The sequence below is a fragment of the Burkholderia glumae LMG 2196 = ATCC 33617 genome (assembly GCF_000960995.1).
In the GTDB taxonomy this organism is placed as follows: Bacteria; Pseudomonadota; Gammaproteobacteria; order Burkholderiales; family Burkholderiaceae; genus Burkholderia; species Burkholderia glumae.
In genome coordinates, this window is the sequence record NZ_CP009434.1 from 2,441,493 (window position 1) to 2,460,782 (window position 19,290).

A 19,290-nucleotide genomic window follows, 5' to 3' on the forward strand; every position below is an offset into this window, starting at 1 on the left:
ATCGTGCGTCGTGTGAGGGTGATCATACCGCCGTGGGAATGCGCACGGCGCGTCAGGCCAGCAGCTGCCGCGCGATCACCATGCGCTGCACTTCGCTCGTGCCCTCGTAGATCTGCGTGATGCGCGCGTCGCGGTAATGGCGCTCCACCTCGTAGTCGGCCAGATAGCCATAGCCGCCGTGGATCTGGATCGCGGCGCTGCACACGGCCTCCGACATCTCGGAGGCGAACAGCTTGGCCTGCGAGGCTTCCGACAGGCACGGCAGGCCCGCCGTGCGCAGCCGCGCGGCGTGATGCACGAGCAGGCGCGCCGCGTTCAGCTGGGTGGCCATGTCGGCGAGCTTCTCGGCGATCGCCTGATGCTCGGCGATCGGCTTGCCGAACTGGGTGCGCTCGGCCGCGTAGCGGCGCGCCTTGTCGAACGCCGCGCGCGCGATGCCCACCGCCTGGGCGGCGATGCCGATGCGCCCGCCCTCGAGGTTCGACAGCGCGATCTTGAGGCCCTCGCCGCGCGCGCCGAGCAGGTTCTCCTCGGGAATCTCGCAGTGCTCGAGCGTGATCGGGCAGGTGTCCGAGGCGCGGATGCCGAGCTTCTTCTCGGGCTTGCCGACCTGGAAGCCCGGCGTGTCGGTGGGCACGATGAAGGCCGACAGGCCGCGCTTGCCCAGCTCGGGATCGGTCATGGCAAAAACGATCGCCACCGCGGCGCGCGACGCGTTCGAGATGAACTGCTTGCTGCCGTCGAGCACCCAGCGGCCGTCCTTGAGCACCGCGCGCGTGCGCAGGTTGTTGGCCTCCGAGCCGGCCTGCGGCTCGGTCAGGCAGAACGAGCCGATCATGCGGCCCGAGGCCAGCCCGCGCAGCCAGCGGTCGCGCTGCGCGTCGGTACCGTAGGAAAGGATCGGACCGCAGCAGACCGAGTTCTGCACGCTCATCAGCGTCGAGCAGGAGGCGCAGCCGGCCGCGATCTCCTCCACCGCGAGCGCATAGGCGGTGTAGTCGGTATAGGAGCCTTCCCATTCGGCGGGCACCACCATGCCGAGCAGGCCGAGTTCGCCGAGCTGCGCGACCACGCCGTCGGGCAGCGCGCCGTCCTGGTCCCATTGCGCCGCGTTCGGCGCCAGCACTTCGGTGGAAAAATCCCGGACCGTATCGCGAATCATCCGCTGGTCTTCGGTATAGAGCGCATCCATGGCGGGCGAGTCTCCTGTCGGCGGCCGGGCGCCGCCGTCGTGGGACGACGCGGCCTGATCGTTGATGGCGCGGGTGCGCGGTGCAGCGATGCCCTCAGTGTAGGCAAGCGCGCGCGCCGTATCGATGCTCGCCGCACTCAATTACAATGATCGTTTTTGCCATACCGCCATCGCGCACCGCCACGCCGAGCCCCGCATGAAAGCCACCGACAAGGGAACCGTTTCCGCCCGCCTCGTCGAGACGAGCCTCGCGCTGGCGCAGCGGCGCGGCGCGGATCGCGACCGGCTGCTCGCGCAGGCCGGCATCGCGGCGGCGGCGCTCGCCGTGCCCGACGCGCACGTGAGCGCGCGCCAGTACGGCGCGCTCTGGAATGCGATCGCACGCACGCTCGACGACGAATTCTTCGGCCAGGATTCGCACCCGATGCGTAGCGGCACGTTCGTGGCGATGAGCCAGGCGGCGCTGGGCTCGCGCACCGGGCTCGGTGCGCTGGCGCGCGCGATCGGCGTGATGCGCGGCGTGCTCGACGACCTGCACGCCGAACTCGACGCCGACGCCACGCGCGTGCGCCTGCGCTTCGTGCATCGCGACGCCGCCGCGCCGCCGGCGTTCACCTACGCCACCTATTTCATCCTCGTCTACGGGCTCACCTGCTGGCTGATCGGGCGCCGCATCCCGGTACTGAGCGCGTGCCTGCGCAGCGCCGCGCCCGAGGTCCCGCGCGATTACCGGCAGATCTTCTGCGACGACCTGCGCTTCGGCGAGCCCCATTCCCACGTCGATTTCGATCCGGCCTTCGCGACGCTGCCGGTGGTGCAGACGCCCGCCTCGCTGAAGACGTTCCTGCGCAACGCGCCGGGCAACTTCATCGTCAAGTACCGCAATCCCGACTCGCTGGCGAGCCGCGTGCGCGCGATACTGCGCGCGCTGCCGCCCGCCGACTGGCCCGACGCGGCCGGGCTGGCCGCGCGGCTGCACGTGGCCGAGGCCACGCTGCGGCGCAAGCTGCGCCATGAAGGCGCGTCGTATCAGGACATCAAGGATGCGCTGCGCTACGAGATCGCCTGCGAGGCGCTGGCCGACCCGGCGCTGACCGTGGCCGACGTGGCCACGGCCGCCGGCTTCGCGGAGCCGAGCGCGTTCTACCGCGCGTTTCGCGGCTGGAGCGGATTGAGCCCGGCCGCGTGGCGCGAGCGCGGGGCGGCGGGACGCGGCTGAGCATGCCGCCAAGCGGCAAAGCAGGCGGCGCAACGCGCGACGCATCTGCCGTGGGAGGCAGGCTGCACGGCGCGCGCCGGGTGCGATGCAAGCCCGGGCGCGCGCCGCACGGGCGGCCGCGGCAAGCACGTCGCCGCGGGGCTCGCGGACAGGCCCGGAGCGCGGCGAGGCTCAGGTGCTGGTCGCCAGGCGCGGGCCGTTCTGAGCGCGCGAGGCCGGCGCCGCGGCCGACGTCGCGGATGCGGCAGGCGTGGCGGGCGTCACGCCCACCCAAGGCTCGATGCCTTGCTTTTCCACCTGCTCCAGGAACGAAACGCGGGTGCGCCAGTAGTCGGACTGCAGCTTCGCGTCGATCACGCGCTGCTCGGCGGTGAACAGTTCCATGCGGGCCGTGACGAGCATCGAGGCGGCGGTTTTCTCGGGGGTGGGCGCTTGCCGCATCACCCAACGACTGATCCAGTTCAACATGCTGACCTCCGTATCGACCGATGAATCGGAATGCGATGCCGGACCATGCCGGTCCGGCGACTGAGGATGTTGCAAGCTGCGCGCCGTGTCGTGCCCGGGCCCTGACGTCGTTCGACCCGCCTTGTCATCGTAGAGTCCCGACCTCGTTTCGGCGATGGCACCTTGCAATCTTTTACATCCGAAACCCATTTTTTCCGGCGCGGATTCGGCGCCATGCCCGCCGTGCGCGCCGCAAGGCCCCGCGGGACGGCGCTGCGCCGGGCCGGACCGGCAGCCGGGCACGGCAGCGGCAGGATAGCGGCGGCAGGAAGCATGCCCGGCGCGCGGCGAGCGCTTGCACAAGCGCGGTGCAATGCCTGCGGCCGCGATGCACGGCGCTGGCGAGCGCCGGCGCGGCGGGCCAGCGGTAGCCCTCGCGGGGCGCCCCGGGCCGGCCCGGCGCGTGTCACGGCGGCCTTGGCAAACGCGGCCGGCGGCGCCGGCCGGGCGTGATCGATGCGCGCGCAACGACCGGCGCATCGGCCCGGCCATTGCGGCCGACGGCACGCCGGCGGGCGCGGACGGGCCGGGCATGATCTCGCGGCTTTTTTGGCGACTTATCGTAGCGGAGGCCGGCGCGCGGGGCGGCCCGTGCGCCATCGCGGGCCGGCGCCGCGCCGGCCGCGGCATGCGCCGCATCAAGGCCGCGCGGCGGCAGGCGTGATGCGGTGCAGCGCGCCCGATAGGCGCGCGGTCGCACTGCGTTTACAATCCAGCCGCGCAATTCAGCCGTGCCGCCCTGCTCGTGCCCCGGCCCGAGGCAGCCGGCCATGCACGTCACGACACACCAACGAGCGTCGCGCACCACGACCAACGACCGGAGAATGCCCTTCATGGACTCGATCAAACGGTATTTCGGCTTCGCCGAGGCCGGTACCGACCTGCGCACGGAACTGCTCGCGGGCGTCACCACCTTCCTGACGATGGCCTACATCATCTTCGTGAATCCGGCGATCCTCGGCGACGCGGGCATGCCGAAGGAGTCGGTGTTCGTGGCGACCTGCCTGGTGGCCGCGCTCGCCTCGCTGATCATGGGCCTCTACGCGAACTACCCGGTGGCCTGCGCGCCCGGCATGGGCCTGAACGCCTATTTCGCCTACGCGGTGGTCAAGGGCATGGGCTTCACGTGGCAGGCCGCGCTCGGCGCGGTGTTCATCTCCGGCTGCCTGTTCCTGCTGGTCACGCTGTTCCGCGTGCGCGAGGCCATCATCAACGGCATCCCGAAGACGCTGCGCGTCGCGATCACGGCCGGCATCGGCCTGTTCCTCGGCATCATCTCGCTGAAGACGGCGGGCGTGATCGTCGGCAGCCCGGCCACGCTCGTCACGCTCGGCAACCTGCACGAGCCCACCACCCTGCTCGCCATCGTCGGCTTCTTCGTGATCGTCACGCTCGACGCGCTGCGCGTGCGCGGCGCGATCCTGATCGGCATCGTGACGGTCACCGTGCTGTCGTTCTTCTTCGGCGGCAACCAGTTCCACGGCATCGTCTCGGCGCCGCCGTCGATCTCGCCCACGCTGTTCCAGCTCGACATCCACGCCGCGCTCGCCACCGGCGTGATCAACGTGATCCTGGTGTTCTTCCTGGTCGAGCTGTTCGACGCCACCGGCACGCTGATGGGCGTGGCCAATCGCGCGGGCCTGCTGGTGGAAGGCAAGATGGATCGCCTGAACCGCGCGCTGCTGGCCGACAGCACCGCGATCGTCGCGGGCTCGGTGCTCGGCACCTCGTCCACCACCGCCTACATCGAAAGCGCCTCGGGCGTGCAGGCGGGCGGGCGCACCGGGATGACCGCGGTGACCGTGGCGGTGCTGTTCCTGGCGTGCCTGTTCATCGCGCCGCTCGCGGGCGTGGTGCCCGCCTACGCCACCGCGCCCGCGCTGCTCTACGTGTCGTGCCTGATGCTGCGCGACATGGTGGACGTGCCGTGGGACGACGCCACCGAGGCCGTGCCCGCCGCGCTGACCGCGCTGCTGATGCCGTTCACCTACTCGATCGCCAACGGCGTGGCGTTCGGCTTCATCGCCTACGCCGGGCTCAAGCTGCTGACGGGCCGCCTGAAGGAAGTGAAGGCGGTGGTCTGGATCATCGCGATCGTGTTCCTGTTCCGCTACTTCTACCTCGGCGCCGACTGAGTCCGGCGCGGCCGCTGCAACGGGTGCCGCGTTTTGCGGCCAGGCCGCCGCCGGGGTGGCTATACTGTACGCCCCGGCTGCCTTTCCCGAGACCCATGCGGCGCGTCCCCTGTTCGATCGTTCTCCTGCTCGGCTACGCCTGCGCGGCACCCGCGGCGTTCGCCGAGGCAGCCGTGCCCGCGCCCGCGTCGCTCACGCAGGCGAACGCGCCGGCCAGGGGGCCGGTGTCCGCCTACCTGATCCGCAAGTTCGGCGTCGCGAAGCGCAAGGCCGAGCAGATCTCCGATGCCGTCTCGCTGGCCGCGGCGAAGTATTCGCTGCCGCCCGCCGTGCTGCTCGCGATCATCTCGATCGAGTCGCGCTTTCGCGAAAAGGCAAGGGGCGCGAACGGCGCCACCGGGCTGATGCAGGTCGTGCCGTCCGCGCATCGCGGGCTGCTGCGCAGCGTGAAGGATTTGACCGAGCCCACCGCCAACATCAACGCCGGCTCCGCGATCCTCTACGGCTACATGCAGGCCGCCAACGGCGACCTCGACATCGCGATGCGCCGCTACGGCGGCTCGCAGGCCTATGCGCAGAAGATCCGGCTGCGCGCCGAGGAGTTCGACAAGGACCTGCGGCCCGCCGGGCCGGCCACGCCCGACGCGGACGCTGATGCGGATTCGAGCGAGCCGCGCGAGACGGTACCGCGCTCCCGCGCGAAATAGGGCGCCGGCGCCGTCAATCCAGATTCGCCTCGTAGAAGCGCACGTAACCGCTGCGCAGCGTCACGCAGCGCGCCCGCGTGTCGGCGAGCAGCCGCCGGGCGGCGGCCTCGATGCGCGGCCGGTGCGTCGAGAATGCCCCCACCATGTCCTCGAAACGCGGCGAGGCCGCACCGAAATGCGATTCGAGCGCCTCGGCCGTGATCTGGCACTGCACCGGTTCGCCATCGACCAGCGCCGTGAAGGCCAGCGTCAGCTCGCGCCCCGAGTAGGCGGGAGCTTCGTTCGGAAAGTGGATCTGCATGGGTGCGCCTTTGCCGTGACGGGAATGCCAAAGGCCGCGCAGAGCGCCGTCGGCCGCATCGGCCCGGCCTGCGCGGGACGGCCGGCGAGCGGCCCGCGCGGGCAGCAGGATCGCGCGGCGGGCGGCGCCGGTTGTCTCCACTGTAGACGCTTTCGCCGCACACGCAAGGCGCAAACCAGGCAACCGGCGCGCCGCCGGATGCGGCGCGCCCCGCACCGCGGCTCGTGCCGGCGCCCGCCACGCGGGCGGCCGGCATGGTGCGGTGCGCAAGACGCGTTGCCCGCAGGCGCGAGCCCGGCTGCGGACGGCCGGCCGGCGGCATCGGCGGAATTGCGGTCGCGCGAGGCGCCGCGCGCTTGTATCATGACGCGTGCCGGCGCGGGCCTCCCGCGCCGGCACCACAATCGGAGTGCCGCCCACGGCTCCCTGGAGACAGACATGCCGCAATCCACCGTGCTGCCCGCCGCCGACAGCCGTCTCGACCTGCTCGCGCAGGCGCATGCGCGTTCCACATCGGGCGGCCTGCGCGCCTCCGACCGCCCCGACTACGCTCCGCTTTCGCCGCGCGCGATGCGCGAGCTGATCGACGGCAACCGCTCGCTCTACACGCACGCGCTGCCCGTGATGGAAGCGCTGCATGCGCAGATCGCCGACACCGAGAGCCTGGTACTCCTGACCGATCGCGAAGGCCTGGTCCTGCACAGCATCGGCGACGCCGATTTCGTCGAGAAGGCGAACCGCGTCGCGCTGCGGCCCGGCGCATCGTGGGCCGAGGGAACGCGCGGCACCAACGCGATCGGCACCGCGCTGGCCGCGAAACAGGCCGTCACCGTGCATGGCAACGAGCACTTCCTGCGCGCGAATCACGTCTTGTCATGCTCGTGCGCACCGATCACCGACCCGTTCGGGCGCCTGCTCGGCGCGCTCGACGTGAGCGGCGACCCGCGCGGCTTCGGCCCGCACACGCTCGCGCTCGTGAAGATGTCGGCGCAGCTGATCGAGAACCACCTGTTCGCGAACGCCTGCGACGCCGCCCTGCGGGTCCGTTTTCACGCGCATGCCGAATTCGTCGATTCGCTGTTCGGCGGGCTGGTGGCGTTCCGGCCCGACGGCACGCTGCTGGCCGCCAACCGCAGCGCGCAGTTCCAGCTCGGCGCGACCCTCGACACGCTGCAGGACCAGGGCTGCAACGCGCTGTTCGGCGTGCCGTTCGCGCGGCTGGCCGACCACGCCGCGCGCGACGCCGGCGCGACGCTGGCCCTCACGCTCGCCTCCGGGGTGCGCGTGTTCGCGCGCTGCGAGTACGCCGACGCGCCGCGCACCGGGGCCGCCGCCGCGCGGCCGGCCGCCCCGGCCGCCCCGGCCACTCCGGCGGCGGCACGCCCGGCCGGCACCGTGCCCGCGCTGCCCGATGCCGGCGATGCGCCCCCGGAGGCGATCACCTTCGCCACGCTCGATACCGGCGATGCGCGGCTGGCCGCGATCCTGCAGCGGGTCGGCAAGATTCGCGGGCGCGACCTGCCGGTGCTGATCCTCGGCGAGACCGGCACCGGCAAGGAGTGGCTCGCGCGGGCGCTGCATCATGCTTCGCCGCGCCGCGACGGCCCGTTCGTGGCCGTCAACTGCGCCGCGCTGCCCGATTCGCTGATCGAGGCCGAGCTGTTCGGCTATGAGGACGGCGCGTTCACGGGCGCGCGGCGGCGCGGCAACCCGGGCCGGATCGTGCAGGCCGACGGCGGCACGCTGTTCCTGGACGAGATCGGCGACATGCCGCTCGCGCAGCAGGTGCGGCTGATGCGGGTGCTGCAGGAGCGCGCCGTGGTGCCGCTCGGCGGCGGCCGCGCACTGCCGGTGGACATCCGGGTGGTCTGCGCCACGCACCGCGACCTGCGCGCGATGATCGCCGAGCAGACGTTTCGCGAGGATCTCTACTATCGGATCAACGGGCTCGCCGTCACGCTGCCGCCGCTCGCCCAACGCAGCGATCAGGCCGAGCTGGTGCGGCGCATGCTGGCCCGGCTCGCGCGCAGCGAAACGCTGCCCACGCGCGTGTCCGACGCCGTCATCGAGGCGTTCGCGCGCTGCCGCTGGCCCGGCAACCTGAGGCAGATGGCCAACGTGCTGCGCACCGCCGGCATGCTGGCCGACGATGCGCCCGAGATCGACGTGGAGCACCTGCCGGACGACTTCTGGCTCGACTGCCCCGCGGAACCGGCCGGGCCGGCCGGCATCGCGGCGCGTGCCGCCGCGCCGGCCGCGTCCGCCTCGCCCGCCCCCGCCACCACGCTCGACGCGCACCAGGCCTCGTTGATCGACAGCACGCTCGCGCGCCATCGCGGCAATGTGTCGGCGGCCGCGCGCGAACTGGGGCTTGCACGCAACACCGTCTACCGGCACCTGCGGCGGCGCCGCGCCCAGCCCTGAGGACGGCGGGCGCTTCGGGTATGCTGACGGTCCCGCCGCCCGCGCGGCATCGACCGTTGCGCCGCCGATGACCACCGATCCGTCCGAACCCGCTTACCGCGTGCGTGTCGAGCCGCTTGGCGCGAGCTTCGACGCGCCCGACTCGCTGTCGCTGCTCGAGGCCGCCGGCTTCGAGGGCGTGTCGCTGCCGCGCTCGTGCCGCAACGGCACCTGCCGAACCTGCCTGTGCCGGCTGCGCGAGGGCAGCGTGCGATACCGGATCGAATGGCCCGGGCTCAGCGCGCAGGAGAAACGCGAGGGGTGGATCCTGCCTTGCGTGGCCGTCGCCGAATCGGATCTGGTGATCGAGTACGAGGGGATGGAGGCGTTTTCGCGGTAGCGGGCCGTCACTCGAACGGCACCACGGCCGCTCCCCATCCCCGCCCTCCTGTTTCGCCCGCCGCGCGAATCGGCGAGAATCGCGTGTCCACTCCCGCCCCTCACGCCCATGGATTTCGACGTCATCGTCCTCGGCGCCGGCATCGTCGGCGTCAGCGTTGCCGTGCATCTTCAGGATCGCGGCCGGCGCGTCGCGCTCGTCGATCGCCAGGCGCCCGGGCTCGGCACGAGCTTCGGCAACGCGGGGCTGATCGAGCGTTCGTCGGTCATGCCCTACGCGTTCCCGCGCAGCCCGCTCACGCTGCTGCGCTACGCGGCCAATCAGGCTACCGCGATGTACTGGCATCCGCCCTCGCTGCCCGGCTTCGCGCCATGGCTGCTGCGCTTCTGGCACGAATCCGCGCCGGCACGCCACGCCGCGGCGGCACGCGACATGCGCGCGCTGATCGAGCGCAGCGTGATCGAGCACGACGCGCTCACGGCACGCAGCGCCGAGGCCGCCGCCCTGGTGCGCGCGAGCGGCTGGATCGAGGCGTTCCGTTCGCCGCGCGCATTCGAGCGGGGCGCCGCGCAGGCAGCCGCGCTGGCCCGCTCGCACGGCCTGCGTTACGCGGCGCTCGACGGCGCCGCGCTGCGCGCGCAGCAGCCCTCGCTGCGCGCGGGCTTCGCGGGCGGCATCCACTGGCTCGATCCGAAGGCCGTGTCGAACCCGGGCGCGCTGGTCGGTGCCTACGCCGCGTTGTGCCGCCAACTGGGTGGCACGCTGCTCAGCGGCGACGCGACCACGCTGGCGCCGCTCGGCGACGCTCAGGGCAGCCGCCGCGGGTGGTGCGTGCAGACCACCGACGGCGAGGCGGTCGCACGCGACGTCGTGATCGCGCTCGGTCCGTGGTCCGACACCGTGTTCGCACGCTTCGGCTACCGCATTCCGCTGCGCGACAAGCGCGGCTATCACATGCACTACGCGCCGCCGGCCGGCGAGCCGGGGCTCTCGGCGCCCGTCGTCGACATCGAGCAGGGCTACGTGATCGCGCCGATGCAGCGCGGCCTGCGGCTGACCACCGGCGTCGAACTCGCCGCGCGCTCGCTGCCGCCCACCGGCATCCAACTCGCGCGCGCCGAGCGCATCGCGCGGCCCACTTTCGGTCTCGGCGAGCGGCTCGATCCGGCGCCGTGGCTGGGCATGCGGCCCTGCACGCCCGACATGCGCCCGGTGCTTGGCGCCGCGCCGCGGCACCCGGGCATGTGGTTCGCGTTCGGCCATAATCACCACGGCCTGACGCTGGGCCCGATCACGGGGCGACTGCTCGCGCAGGCGATCTGCGGCGAGCCTCCCGACATCGATCTCGCGCCGTTCGACGCGCGCCGTTTCGAGCGCTGAGCACCACGCCCGCGCGAAACCCGCGCAAGGCCTGCCGGCACCGGCCGGCTACCCGGGCGAGCGGCCTCGAGCACGGCCCCGCCGCCGAATGCCGATGCAAGTAAGGCGCCTGCCGTGCGGCCCGCGCCTTTTCGAGCCCAGGGCCGTCCCGGTTTTTTTCTTTGCACGGCCGCACGAAATGACTCGATTGTTTCTGAATCGACAAAATGTAATTCGATCCAGACAGGATGTTTTTTCTTGCCGCGGGCGCTTACATTTAGCCCCAGATTCTTATTGGAAACCGCTACGGAATCGACAAAACGCAGTTGCAAATACTGCCTAGGCCGATACCGCACGAGCTTTGGGAAACGGCAAATGAAATCCTCCAAATCAATGCCTGCGCTCGACTCCGACGATGTACACGTCGAAATCCTCGAGCGCTCCGATACGCTGCTCGTCGTCCGCTGGGTCGAACCCGGCCGCTGCCACTACGGCGAGCAACGCTGGCGGCGGCGCTTCGCGCAGCGCACCGGCACCTGTGCGCTGTCGCGCCAGGTGATCCAGCGCGGCGAGGAAGTGTTCCGCCCCGCCGAGCGCCCCGCCCCGGCCAACGCCAGCGCGATGATCTCGGCCGCGCAGGTGCTCGGCATGCAAGGCGGCAAGTAGGCCACACCCGAGGCCGCCGCGAGAGTTCGCGGCGTTTTTCGTGACACGCGCTGCCGGCGCGGCGGCGTCGCGCGAATGCGGCGGTGCCGCGGGCGCGCGGCGCGCTCGCGGCCGCGCGCGTCACCCGCCTGGGCGCCCCGCATCGGGCCGCCGGGCCACGTGCCGGCTGCGCCGGCCGGCTTCCCGGCGCGGTCCGCTCGCCGCGCAACAGGCGGCGCCATGCCGCTGGCGCGAAGTCCCCGCTCTCGTCTCCCTCCCCCGTCTGGCTTGCCGGCGTTGCAAAAGTTGCAATGCTTCGGCGATTGTTTCCGCTGAATTTGCTCGATTTCAGCAACGATCTATGCTCAAAACTAGTATTTACCCTAGGTCTTCGGGCGACTACGATTCACCTCAACCGCTGACGACAAACAGTCGCAGCGACAAACTAAGCAAGAAACGGAGGTCATCATGAAGTCGCTCATTACCGCAGTCGCTGCCGCAACCGCCCTGACCGCTTCGTTCGCCGCCTCGGCGCAGACGAACGGGCCGGTGACGCGTGCCCAGGTTCGCGCGGAACTGGTCCAGCTCGAACGCGCCGGCTACCGCCCGGGCGTCGCGAGCCCGTACTATCCGGACGACATCCAGGCGGCCCAGGCCCGCGTGGCCGGCACCGACACCAGCGGCTACGGTCCGCAGGCCGCCCCGACGGTGCGCTCGGGCAGCCCCGGCGCACCGGCGCCGGTCGCGCGTGATTCGATCTACCGCGGTCATTGACCGGCCAGGCTGCCGTGGCGGCAGCCCGGTCCGGCGGCGGGCCCTCGCGGGCTGACGCGCCCTTGGCAGCCCCCAACCTCCGCCGCCCCAGCCGGGACGGCTTAGCCCGGGCGCCTGGCGCCCGGGCCTTTTTCGATCCTGGCGTGAACCGGAATCGCGGTGCCTCGCTCGAAACGGATCAATAAGTGGCTTGTATTGCAACGCTCTGTTTCACGTAACGCGTTAATGGCGTGGAAAGGATTCAAGCCCTCGGTATTGAAAAAAACCGGCGCGGCCTCTCATGAGGTCGCGCCGGTTTTTATCGGTCGGCCGATAACGGCATTTCAGACCATTCGCCGCCGCGTCGCGCCCCGCAGATTCGCCAATCTGATTGCGATATTCAATAAGAGGCGTAATCGTGCTAATCGGCGATATTGCGCGCGATTATTCGGTTTTTCCGGCGCGGGCGCGCCGCGCTCGATGCGTGCGATCAGATTCGCGAGGCCGGCGGGCGCCGAGCTTTCGCCCTTGACCGTGCTGAGCATGTCGCCGGACAGCCCTACCGAGCCCATGCTGATGGTGGCCGCGCCCGTGAGCTTGTTGGCCCAGCCCGCGACATTGAGGCCACGCTCGCCGTCGAGCTCCGGTCCAGGCACGCTACGCCGGCACGCCCGAACCTCTGCCCGAGGTCGAGTGCGCGCCACGAAGCCGGCGGGCTGCGCCCCGCGGGCCATCGCCGCCCTCAGCGCACCGCGCGCGGCGGCGGCAGGCCGATCACGCGGCCGGCATGAGCGGGCGCCGGCCGGTTGCGCTGCGCGGCCACCAGGCCGGCCAGCCGCGCGGCCACGTCGGCGTCGAACGGCGCGCCGCGCGACACGCGCGTGTCGATATGCATCAGCATCTGCTCGCTCGCGGCGACGGCGCCGCCGCAGCCGTCCGCGAACATCTCCAGGTACAGATGCACGCGCTTCGCATCCACGGCCAGGACCCTCGCGTCGACGCGCACGGCCGTGCCGAGCCGGATCTCGCGCAGGTAGCTCACGTGTGCCTCCAGGGTGTAGACGGAACGCTGCCGAGCGAGCCGCGCCGCGCCGTCCAGGCCGATCCGCTCGATCAGCGCATCGGTCGCGAAGCTGAAGATCAGCAGATAGAACGCGTCGCGCAGGTGCCCGTTGTAGTCGACCCATTCGGCGCGCACGACGTCGCGATGGAGCGTCGGGCCGATAACGGGCGCGTCGGGGGTGCCGGTGGCCATCGTCAGTCCTCGTCGCGCATGCCGTGGCGCGCCTTCACGCGCGCGACCGCGGCGATCACCTCGGTGATGCAGTCGTCGCGATAGCGTTCGAGTGCCTTGATGCTGCGCTCGCCCTGCTGCCGGGCGGTGCCGTCCACCACGCGGTCGATCAGCGCGTCGCTCAGCGCCGGCGCCGCCAGCCTGGTCCACGGCAGTGCCAGCGCCGGCCCGAACTGCTTCATGAAATGGCGCATGCCGGGCTCGCCACCCGCGAGCGTATAGGTCAGGAAGGTGCCCATGAACGACCAGCGGATGCCGGCGCCGAAGCGGATCGCGTCGTCGATCTCGCCGGTGGTCGCCACGCCGTCGTTGACCAGATGCAGCGCCTCGCGCCACAGCGCTTCGAGCAGGCGGTCGGCGATGAAGCCCGGCACTTCCTTGCGCACCTTCAGCGGCCGCATGCCGAGCCCGGCGTAGATCGCGATCGCGGCGTCCACCGCCTCGGCCGAGGTGCGTTCGCCGCCGAGCACCTCGACGAGCGGCAGCAGATAGACCGGGTTGAACGGATGGCCGACCACGCAGCGCTCGGGATGGGTCGCGCGCGCGTAGAACCCGGTGGGCAGCAGGCCTGAGGTGGACGACGCGATGATCGCCCCGGGCCGCGCGGCGCGGCTGATCCGTTCGTGCAGGTCGAGCTTGAGCGCCTCGCGCTCGGGCGCGCTCTCCTGGATGAAGTCGGCGTCGGCCACGCAGGCCTCGACGGTGCGCGCGAAACGCAGCCGCTCGGGCGCGGCGCCGGGCTTCAGGCCGGCGCGCTCCAGCGCGGGCCACGCGTTCGCCAGGTTGGCGCGCAGCTGCGACTCGGCGCCCTCGGCCGGGTCCCACACCACCACGTCGAGCCCGTTCGCGAGCGCGCGCGCCGCCCAGCCGCTGCCGATCACGCCGGTGCCGATCACGGCGAAGGTCCTGATGTCGGTAAGCAAGGTCATGAATGATCGTCCTTCGTTGTCCCGATGAGGTGATGACGGATTGCCGGGCACCGCGAGCGGCGCCGCCCGGCGCATGCGTCACGCGTAGACGGCGGGCGCGCGCCGTTCGAGCGCGCGCGCCCCGCGCGGCGGCAGGCCCAGCTTCGCGCGGCCCTCGGCCGGCGTCAGCACGCGGCCGCCGAGCCGCTCGACGATTTCGCGCGCGCGCTGCACCAGCGAGCCGTTCGAGGCCGGTACGCCGCGCTCGAGCCAGAGGTTGTCCTCCAGGCCCACGCGCACGTGGCCGCCCAGCAGCATCGCCTGGGCCACCATCGGCATCTGCATGCGGCCGATGCCGAAGCCGGCCCAGTGCGCCCCGGGCGGCATGTTGTCGACCATCGCCTTCATGGTGCCGGTGTCGGCCGGCGCGCCCCACGGAATGCCGAGGCAGAGCTGGAACAGCGGCGGCGCGTCGAGCAGCCCTTCCTTGAGCATCTGCGTGGCGAACCACAGGTGGCCGGTGTCGAAGATCTCGAGCTCCGGCTTCACGCCGAGCTGCTGGATCCGCTGCGCGCCGGCGCGCAGTTGCGCCGGCGTGGAGACGTAGATGGTGTCGCCGTCGCCGAAGTTGAGCGTACCGCAGTCGAGCGTGCAGATCTCGGGCAGCAGCTCCTCCACGTGCACCAGCCGCGCGAGGCCGCCCACCAGGTCGGTGCCCTGCCCGAACTGCAGCGGCGCCTCGCCCGGGCCGATCTCGAGATCGCCGCCCATGCCGGCCGTCAGATTGATGATCACGTCGACGTCGGCCGCGCGGATCCGGTCCACCACCTCGCGGTACAGGTTCGGATCGCGGCTGCCGCGCCCGGTGCGCGGGTCGCGCACATGGCAGTGCGCCACCGTCGCGCCGGCCTTCGCCGCCTCGATCGCCGCCTCGGCGATCTGCCTGGGCGTGACCGGAATCGCGGGGTGCCGGCCGACCGTGTCGCCGGCGCCCGTCACTGCGCAGGTCACTATCACGTCATGGTTCATGGTGTTCGCCTCATGGGTTGCGTGGACGCCGCGCGTCCGTTCGCTAGGGAAAGGGCGGGCCGCCGGCGCCGGCCCGCGTCAGGGGCCGAGCGCGGCCTTCACGGTGGCGAGGCCGTCCCTGCCGTCGTAGCTCGTCACGCCGGCCAGCCAGCCGTCGAGCAGCTGCGGATGCTTGCGGATGTAGTCCTTGGCCGCCTCGGCGGGCCGCGTCCGGTTCATCACGGCGAGCATCAGCTGGTTTTCCATGTCGGTGGTGAAGCGCAGGTTCGACACCAGCCGGCCCGCGTTCGGGCAGCGCTCGGCGAAGCCGTTCGCGGTCAGCGTGTAGACGCGCGCCTCGCCATAGTTCGGGCCGAACGACGCGTCGCCGCCCGCCAGGTAGTGCATCGGCAGCTGGATGTTCATCGGGTGCGGCTCCCAGCCGAGGAACACCACCCATTGCTTCTCGCGCACGGCACGCGCCACCGTCACCAGCATGCCGGCCTCGCTCGACTCGACGAGCTTGAAGCCGGCCAGGCCGTACTGATTGGTGTCGATCATCTTCTGGATCGTCGCGTTCGCGCTGCTGCCGGCCTCGATCCCGTAGATCCTGCCGCCGAGTTCGGCGCGATGCCCGGCGATGTCGTTAAAGCGCTTGAGCCCGGCCTGATAGGCATAGTCCGGCACCGCCAGCGTGGTCTTCGCGCCGGACAGGTTCGGCGGCTGCAGCACCGTGATCGACTTCGCGTCGAGGAACGGCTGGATCTGCTTTTGCTGCACCGGCCACCAGTAGCCGAGGGAGACGTCGATCTGCCCGGACTTCAGGCCCGCGAACGAAATCGGCACCGAGGCGATGGTCGTGCTGGGCCGGTAGCCGAGCGCCTCGAACAGCACCGACGCGAGCGCCGTGGTGGACGTGATGTCGGTCCAGCCGATATCGGCGAACCGCACCGCTCGGCAAGCGGCGGCATCCCGGGCAAACGACGGCGACGGCAGCGCGACGGCCAGCGCCGCGGCCAGCACTAGGGTCTTGCACGGCTTCATGATGGCTCCCTGTTCGGCGGTTCCAGGCAGGCCGTCGTGAGGAGGGGGGATGCGGCCTGCACCGTGCAGGCAAGATAACGGGCCATATTCGCCGCGAGGCGACCGGCCGCGACGCTTTATTGACTGTCGGCGACCCCCGGGGGAAACCATGAGGCCGGGCGCCGCGCCAAACGGGGCGGCGATCTGCGTCGGATCGCGGGCGCCGCGCGCTTGCCTCGCCGCGGCGCGACGAACGGCGCGCGCGGCGAGTCCATCCGGAGCCGGGACGGCGCTTTTTCCCGTAACATCGCACTGGCGGAACGCCGCGACACCACGCGCTCGCCCTTTCCCTCACTTCCGAGACGAACCCCATGGCAAAAGCATACTGGCTCAGCATTTACCGCAACATCTCCGACACCGACAAGATGGCGGCCTACGCCAAGCTGGCCGCGCCCGCCGTGGCCGAAGCGGGCGGCCGCTATCTGGTCCGCAACACGCCGGCCGAAGTGTTCGAGGGCGGCCTGCGCGAGCGCGCCGTCATCATCGAGTTCGACAGCCTCGAAGCCGCGCTCGCCGCGCGCCACAGCCCGGCCTACCAGGCCGCCCTGAAGGCGCTCGACAACGGCGCGGAGCGCGACTTCCGCGTGGTCGAAGGCGTCTGACGCGCGGGGCGCGCGGCGGCGCCGCCGTCGCGACGCCCCCCGCTTCCACCATGAACGAGCGCAGCCCGCTCCGTGCGATTGCCCCGCTGATGCCGGAAACCTTCCACTTCCTGCTGCTGCCCGGCTTCTCCGCGCTCGGCTGCATGTCTGCGATCGAGCCGCTGCGCGTGGCCAACCGCTTTCGCCCCGAGCTCTATCGCTGGCAGTTGCTCAGCATCGACGGCGCGCCGGTGACGGCCAGCAACGGCGTCGCGCTCAATGCCGACGCCGCGTTCGGCGAGGTTGCGCGCACCGGCATGGTGTTCGTGATCGCCGGCTTCGAGCCGCTCGCCTGCTACACGCGCGCGCTCGGCGACTGGCTGCGCCGCCAGCACCACGGCGGCGCCACGCTCGGCGCGATCGATACCGGCAGCTTCGTGCTGGCCGAGGCGGGGCTGTTCGAGGCGGGCCATACGCTGACGCTGCACTGGGAGGCGCTCGCCGCGTTCCGCGAGCGCTATCCGCGCCTCACCGCCACGCAGGAGCTGTTCGAGACGGGCGCGCGGCGCATCACCTGTGCGGGCGGCACCGCCTCGATCGACATGATGCTGGAGCTGATCGGCCGGCGCCACGGTGCGGACCTGGCGGCCAGCATCTCCGAACAGTTCGTGGTGGGCCGCATCCGCGCGCATTCGGACCGCCAGCGGCTCGAGATCGCGGCGCGCTACGGCGTCCACAACCGCAAGCTGATCCAGGTGATCGGCGCGATGGAGCGCCATACGGAAACGCCGCTGTCCTCCGAGGCGCTGGCGCGGGACGTGGGCATCACGCGGCGCCAGCTCGAGCGCCTGTTCAGCGCGATGCTCGGCGACACGCCCACGCGCTTCTACATGAACCTGCGGCTCGACCGCGCGCGCGAGCTGCTGCAGCAGACCGACATGACGATCACCGCGATCTGCGTGGCCTGCGGCTTCGAATCGCCGTCGCATTTCTCGCGCAGCTACCGCATGCGCTTCGGCGCGAGCCCGCGCAACGATCGCCACGCGCTGCGCTGAGGGGCGCGGCGCGTCCAGGAAACGGCACGGGCCGGGGCGGCACCCTCGCGCCGCCCCGGCCCGCCCTTGCGAAGCGCTTGCCCGTGAATCAGAACGAATGGCGCATGCCGACCCGCAGGTCTGCCTGGGTCGGCGTGGTGGACGGCGTGAAGCTGTAGCCGATCACGGCGTCCACGCCGCGCGAGGCACGCAGGTAGTCGCCCGAGAGGTAGACGTCGGTGCGCTTGGAGAGCAGGTAGTGCAGGCCCGCCGAGCCCTGGTTCCAGTGATGGCCCTCGAAGCGCGTGTGCTGGTAGCCGCCGACGAGGCTCAGCGCCGGCGTGAACTGGTAGCTCGCGCCGCCTTCGTAGACCTGCATGTGCGAGGATTGCCCGAAGCCCTTGATGGTGGTGTAGGTGAGGTTGCCGATCAGCGTGAGCTTGCCGATCGCGTAGCTCGCCCCGGCGCCGAAGGTGCCCTGCTTGTCGATGGCCATCGGCGTGCTCGCGAACAGATCGGTGCGCGCGCCGCTGGCCGGATCGATGCGCACGGTGGGCTGACCGAGAAAGGTCCTGGTGCCGATCATGGCGTAGGGGTCGAACGCATAGATGCCGCTCGGGTCGTTCAACTGCGTGTAGGCCGCGCCGGCCGAGAAACCGCCACGCGCGTAGCTGGCGCCCACGCTGTAGGCGCTGTTGCGATGGAAGTTGCCGGCCACGTTGCCGAACGAGTACATCGCGCCGAGCCTGAAGCCGCCGAAAGGGTTCGACAGGAACTTCACCGAGTTCGGCAGGCGGTCGCCGTTGAAGCGGTCGAAGTCGCCCTGGTGGATCGCGTAGCCGCTCGCCCAGGCCGACACGTTGGTCAGATAGACCATTTCATCGGTCATGTCGAGCTGGTCGCCGAACGACAGCGTGCCCCACTCGTTCTGCAGTCCGACATAGGCCTGGCGGCCGAACAGCGCGCCGCCGAAACCGAGCTGCCCGTTGCCGAGCCGGAACCCCGTCTCCAGCGCGAACACGGCCTTCAGGCCGCCGCCGAGATCCTCGCTGCCGCTGAAGCCGAGCCGGTTGCCATAGGACACGCCGTCGTCGAACTTGGCGAGGTGCGCGCCGCCCGCATTGCTCGCATAGGTGACACCGGCATCGATGATGCCGTAGAGCGTCACGCTGCTTTGCGCGTGGCTGGCCGGCGCCGCGCCGGCCATCGCCAGCGCGGCGGTGCTCGCCGCGGCGAGCTTGATTTTTCTTTTCATCGTGACAACCCCAGACCTGCATCGTTGTTGGAAGATCGACCCACGCGACGCGCGAGCCGGACGCCTTGCATGAAACGGGTATCGCCGGCAGGGCCGTTTCGTTCCGGTTCACGATCGGCACCCGTCGAGCAAAAATACAAACCCAATTTTTTGCCCACTCGCCTGCAGACGACCTGGACTGGTCTGTGCGCGACGGTGCTGCCAAACACCGGGCAGCGTCGCGCCTGCCGCCGTGCCGGCAGGCATCGCTCTGCAATCGGTAGCGAAGCGGCGCTCGATGCAGCGCGGGCGCGGCCTGCGCGACATCGAGGAATGCGGTTCGAGCGCGGCGTCGTAATCGGCTACGAAACGATTCGCCGCTGGCTCGACAAGTTAGGGACGGCCTTCGCCTGTCGCGTCAAGGCTGCCCGGCGCAAGCGCGGCAGCAGCTGGCATTTCGACGAAATGGCGGTGGCCCTGCGCGGCGAACCCAATCTAATGCCGACATGGGACGCTTGGTTGCGGGA

Annotated in this window: 20 protein-coding genes and 1 pseudogene; 11 read left to right on the forward strand and 10 right to left on the reverse strand. The window is 70.9% G+C overall.

The features are described from left to right. Window positions 1–52: 52 nt before the first annotated feature. Entirely contained in the window at window positions 53–1,192 is a 1,140-nt protein-coding gene (locus tag KS03_RS10990) for an acyl-CoA dehydrogenase family protein (protein ID WP_012733457.1), read from the reverse strand. Window positions 1,193–1,316: 124 nt separating this feature from the next. Between KS03_RS10990 and KS03_RS10995 the strand changes: the two genes are divergently transcribed. Continuing rightward, window positions 1,317–2,411 carry an AraC family transcriptional regulator gene (locus KS03_RS10995; protein ID WP_012733456.1) on the forward strand — a complete coding sequence of 365 codons (1,095 nt, stop codon included), beginning with the start codon at window positions 1,317–1,319 and terminating at the stop codon, window positions 2,409–2,411. Window positions 2,412–2,582: 171 nt separating this feature from the next. Here KS03_RS10995 and KS03_RS11005 read toward each other — a convergent pair whose 3' ends face one another. Next, complete coding sequence (locus tag KS03_RS11005) at window positions 2,583–2,879, reverse strand: hypothetical protein (RefSeq protein ID WP_012733455.1); 297 nt, start codon at window positions 2,877–2,879, stop codon at window positions 2,583–2,585. 445 nt (window positions 2,880–3,324) lie between these two features. Beyond that, window positions 3,325–3,753, reverse strand: coding sequence for a hypothetical protein (locus KS03_RS31270; protein WP_127913865.1), 429 nt, complete (start codon window positions 3,751–3,753; stop codon window positions 3,325–3,327). Here KS03_RS31270 and KS03_RS11015 point away from each other — a divergent pair. Both KS03_RS11015 and KS03_RS11020 read left to right on the forward strand, forming a co-directional pair. Next, window positions 3,752–5,053 carry an NCS2 family permease gene (locus tag KS03_RS11015; protein WP_012733454.1) on the forward strand — a complete coding sequence of 434 codons (1,302 nt, stop codon included), beginning with the start codon at window positions 3,752–3,754 and terminating at the stop codon, window positions 5,051–5,053. The two genes, KS03_RS31270 and KS03_RS11015, sit on opposite strands and share 2 nt — an antisense overlap. Before the next feature lie 95 nt (window positions 5,054–5,148). After that, on the forward strand, window positions 5,149–5,760 hold the full coding sequence (locus tag KS03_RS11020) for a transglycosylase SLT domain-containing protein (RefSeq protein WP_012733453.1): 612 nt from the start codon (window positions 5,149–5,151) through the stop codon (window positions 5,758–5,760). 13 nt (window positions 5,761–5,773) lie between these two features. On the opposite strand, the gene KS03_RS11025 is transcribed toward KS03_RS11020, so the two are convergent. Beyond that, window positions 5,774–6,061 carry a DUF1488 family protein gene (locus KS03_RS11025; protein WP_012733452.1) on the reverse strand — a complete coding sequence of 96 codons (288 nt, stop codon included), beginning with the start codon at window positions 6,059–6,061 and terminating at the stop codon, window positions 5,774–5,776. 438 nt (window positions 6,062–6,499) lie between these two features. Between KS03_RS11025 and KS03_RS11030 the strand changes: the two genes are divergently transcribed. The 5 genes from KS03_RS11030 (at window position 6,500) to KS03_RS11050 (ending at window position 11,642) form a co-directional block, all read left to right on the forward strand. Beyond that, complete coding sequence (locus KS03_RS11030) at window positions 6,500–8,485, forward strand: sigma-54-dependent Fis family transcriptional regulator (RefSeq protein ID WP_012733451.1); 1,986 nt, start codon at window positions 6,500–6,502, stop codon at window positions 8,483–8,485. A gap of 67 nt (window positions 8,486–8,552) precedes the next feature. After that, entirely contained in the window at window positions 8,553–8,864 is a 312-nt protein-coding gene (locus tag KS03_RS11035; RefSeq protein WP_012733450.1) for a 2Fe-2S iron-sulfur cluster-binding protein, read from the forward strand. Window positions 8,865–8,972: 108 nt separating this feature from the next. Continuing rightward, window positions 8,973–10,244 carry an NAD(P)/FAD-dependent oxidoreductase gene (locus KS03_RS11040; RefSeq protein WP_012733449.1) on the forward strand — a complete coding sequence of 424 codons (1,272 nt, stop codon included), beginning with the start codon at window positions 8,973–8,975 and terminating at the stop codon, window positions 10,242–10,244. A 354-nt stretch (window positions 10,245–10,598) separates the two neighbouring features. After that, entirely contained in the window at window positions 10,599–10,889 is a 291-nt protein-coding gene (locus tag KS03_RS11045; protein WP_012733448.1) for a DUF3331 domain-containing protein, read from the forward strand. A 447-nt stretch (window positions 10,890–11,336) separates the two neighbouring features. Beyond that, complete coding sequence (locus tag KS03_RS11050; RefSeq protein ID WP_012733447.1) at window positions 11,337–11,642, forward strand: DUF4148 domain-containing protein; 306 nt, start codon at window positions 11,337–11,339, stop codon at window positions 11,640–11,642. 323 nt (window positions 11,643–11,965) lie between these two features. Here the strand turns inward: KS03_RS11050 and KS03_RS32480 are convergent, their stop codons facing one another. The 5 genes from KS03_RS32480 to KS03_RS11070 form a co-directional block, all read right to left on the reverse strand. After that, window positions 11,966–12,277 carry a hypothetical protein gene (locus tag KS03_RS32480; RefSeq protein WP_080569380.1) on the reverse strand — a complete coding sequence of 104 codons (312 nt, stop codon included), beginning with the start codon at window positions 12,275–12,277 and terminating at the stop codon, window positions 11,966–11,968. 86 nt (window positions 12,278–12,363) lie between these two features. Next, window positions 12,364–12,876, reverse strand: coding sequence for a thioesterase family protein (locus KS03_RS11055; protein ID WP_039200730.1), 513 nt, complete (start codon window positions 12,874–12,876; stop codon window positions 12,364–12,366). A gap of 2 nt (window positions 12,877–12,878) precedes the next feature. Further along, window positions 12,879–13,844 (reverse strand): L-carnitine dehydrogenase, encoded by a 966-nt coding sequence (locus KS03_RS11060; protein ID WP_035984700.1) that lies wholly within the window; start codon window positions 13,842–13,844, stop codon window positions 12,879–12,881. Between the two features lie 78 nt (window positions 13,845–13,922). Beyond that, window positions 13,923–14,852: a 3-dehydrocarnitine:acetyl-CoA trimethylamine transferase CdhC gene (gene cdhC, locus KS03_RS11065; RefSeq protein ID WP_012733444.1), complete on the reverse strand. Its 930-nt coding sequence runs from the start codon at window positions 14,850–14,852 to the stop codon at window positions 13,923–13,925. Window positions 14,853–14,930: 78 nt separating this feature from the next. After that, the gene (locus KS03_RS11070) at window positions 14,931–15,875 is read right to left on the reverse strand and encodes a choline ABC transporter substrate-binding protein (RefSeq protein ID WP_012733443.1); all 945 of its coding nucleotides are present in this window, start codon (window positions 15,873–15,875) and stop codon (window positions 14,931–14,933) included. A 350-nt stretch (window positions 15,876–16,225) separates the two neighbouring features. Between KS03_RS11070 and KS03_RS11075 the strand changes: the two genes are divergently transcribed. Then, a complete protein-coding gene (locus KS03_RS11075; RefSeq protein ID WP_012733442.1) occupies window positions 16,226–16,516 on the forward strand; it encodes a DUF1330 domain-containing protein in 291 nt (96 codons plus the stop codon). Window positions 16,517–16,605: 89 nt separating this feature from the next. Further along, window positions 16,606–17,550, forward strand: coding sequence for a GlxA family transcriptional regulator (locus tag KS03_RS11080; RefSeq protein WP_039204057.1), 945 nt, complete (start codon window positions 16,606–16,608; stop codon window positions 17,548–17,550). A gap of 88 nt (window positions 17,551–17,638) precedes the next feature. Here the strand turns inward: KS03_RS11080 and KS03_RS11085 are convergent, their stop codons facing one another. After that, complete coding sequence (locus KS03_RS11085; protein ID WP_012733440.1) at window positions 17,639–18,784, reverse strand: porin; 1,146 nt, start codon at window positions 18,782–18,784, stop codon at window positions 17,639–17,641. Between the two features lie 295 nt (window positions 18,785–19,079). Between KS03_RS11085 and KS03_RS33475 the strand changes: the two are divergent. Beyond that, a pseudogene (locus KS03_RS33475) lies at window positions 19,080–19,264 on the forward strand (IS6 family transposase); the annotation flags it as partial. Between the last annotated feature and the right edge of the window lie 26 nt (window positions 19,265–19,290).

Excerpts from the sequence above, each read along its gene's own strand:
- KS03_RS10990 (WP_012733457.1), bottom strand. The coding sequence starts at position 1,192 with ATGGATGCGCTCTATACCGAAGACCAGCGGATGATTCGCGATACGGTC.
- KS03_RS10995 (WP_012733456.1), top strand. The coding sequence starts at position 1,317 with ATGCTCGCCGCACTCAATTACAATGATCGTTTTTGCCATACCGCCATC.
- KS03_RS11005 (WP_012733455.1), bottom strand. The coding sequence starts at position 2,879 with ATGTTGAACTGGATCAGTCGTTGGGTGATGCGGCAAGCGCCCACCCCC.
- KS03_RS11015 (WP_012733454.1), top strand. The coding sequence starts at position 3,752 with ATGGACTCGATCAAACGGTATTTCGGCTTCGCCGAGGCCGGTACCGAC.
- KS03_RS31270 (WP_127913865.1), bottom strand. The coding sequence starts at position 3,753 with ATGAAGGGCATTCTCCGGTCGTTGGTCGTGGTGCGCGACGCTCGTTGG.
- KS03_RS11020 (WP_012733453.1), top strand. The coding sequence starts at position 5,149 with ATGCGGCGCGTCCCCTGTTCGATCGTTCTCCTGCTCGGCTACGCCTGC.
- KS03_RS11025 (WP_012733452.1), bottom strand. The coding sequence starts at position 6,061 with ATGCAGATCCACTTTCCGAACGAAGCTCCCGCCTACTCGGGGCGCGAG.
- KS03_RS11030 (WP_012733451.1), top strand. The coding sequence starts at position 6,500 with ATGCCGCAATCCACCGTGCTGCCCGCCGCCGACAGCCGTCTCGACCTG.
- KS03_RS11035 (WP_012733450.1), top strand. The coding sequence starts at position 8,553 with ATGACCACCGATCCGTCCGAACCCGCTTACCGCGTGCGTGTCGAGCCG.
- KS03_RS11040 (WP_012733449.1), top strand. The coding sequence starts at position 8,973 with ATGGATTTCGACGTCATCGTCCTCGGCGCCGGCATCGTCGGCGTCAGC.
- KS03_RS11045 (WP_012733448.1), top strand. The coding sequence starts at position 10,599 with ATGAAATCCTCCAAATCAATGCCTGCGCTCGACTCCGACGATGTACAC.
- KS03_RS11050 (WP_012733447.1), top strand. The coding sequence starts at position 11,337 with ATGAAGTCGCTCATTACCGCAGTCGCTGCCGCAACCGCCCTGACCGCT.
- KS03_RS11055 (WP_039200730.1), bottom strand. The coding sequence starts at position 12,876 with ATGGCCACCGGCACCCCCGACGCGCCCGTTATCGGCCCGACGCTCCAT.
- KS03_RS11060 (WP_035984700.1), bottom strand. The coding sequence starts at position 13,844 with ATGACCTTGCTTACCGACATCAGGACCTTCGCCGTGATCGGCACCGGC.
- cdhC (WP_012733444.1), bottom strand. The coding sequence starts at position 14,852 with ATGAACCATGACGTGATAGTGACCTGCGCAGTGACGGGCGCCGGCGAC.
- KS03_RS11070 (WP_012733443.1), bottom strand. The coding sequence starts at position 15,875 with ATGAAGCCGTGCAAGACCCTAGTGCTGGCCGCGGCGCTGGCCGTCGCG.
- KS03_RS11075 (WP_012733442.1), top strand. The coding sequence starts at position 16,226 with ATGGCAAAAGCATACTGGCTCAGCATTTACCGCAACATCTCCGACACC.
- KS03_RS11080 (WP_039204057.1), top strand. The coding sequence starts at position 16,606 with ATGCCGGAAACCTTCCACTTCCTGCTGCTGCCCGGCTTCTCCGCGCTC.
- KS03_RS11085 (WP_012733440.1), bottom strand. The coding sequence starts at position 18,784 with ATGAAAAGAAAAATCAAGCTCGCCGCGGCGAGCACCGCCGCGCTGGCG.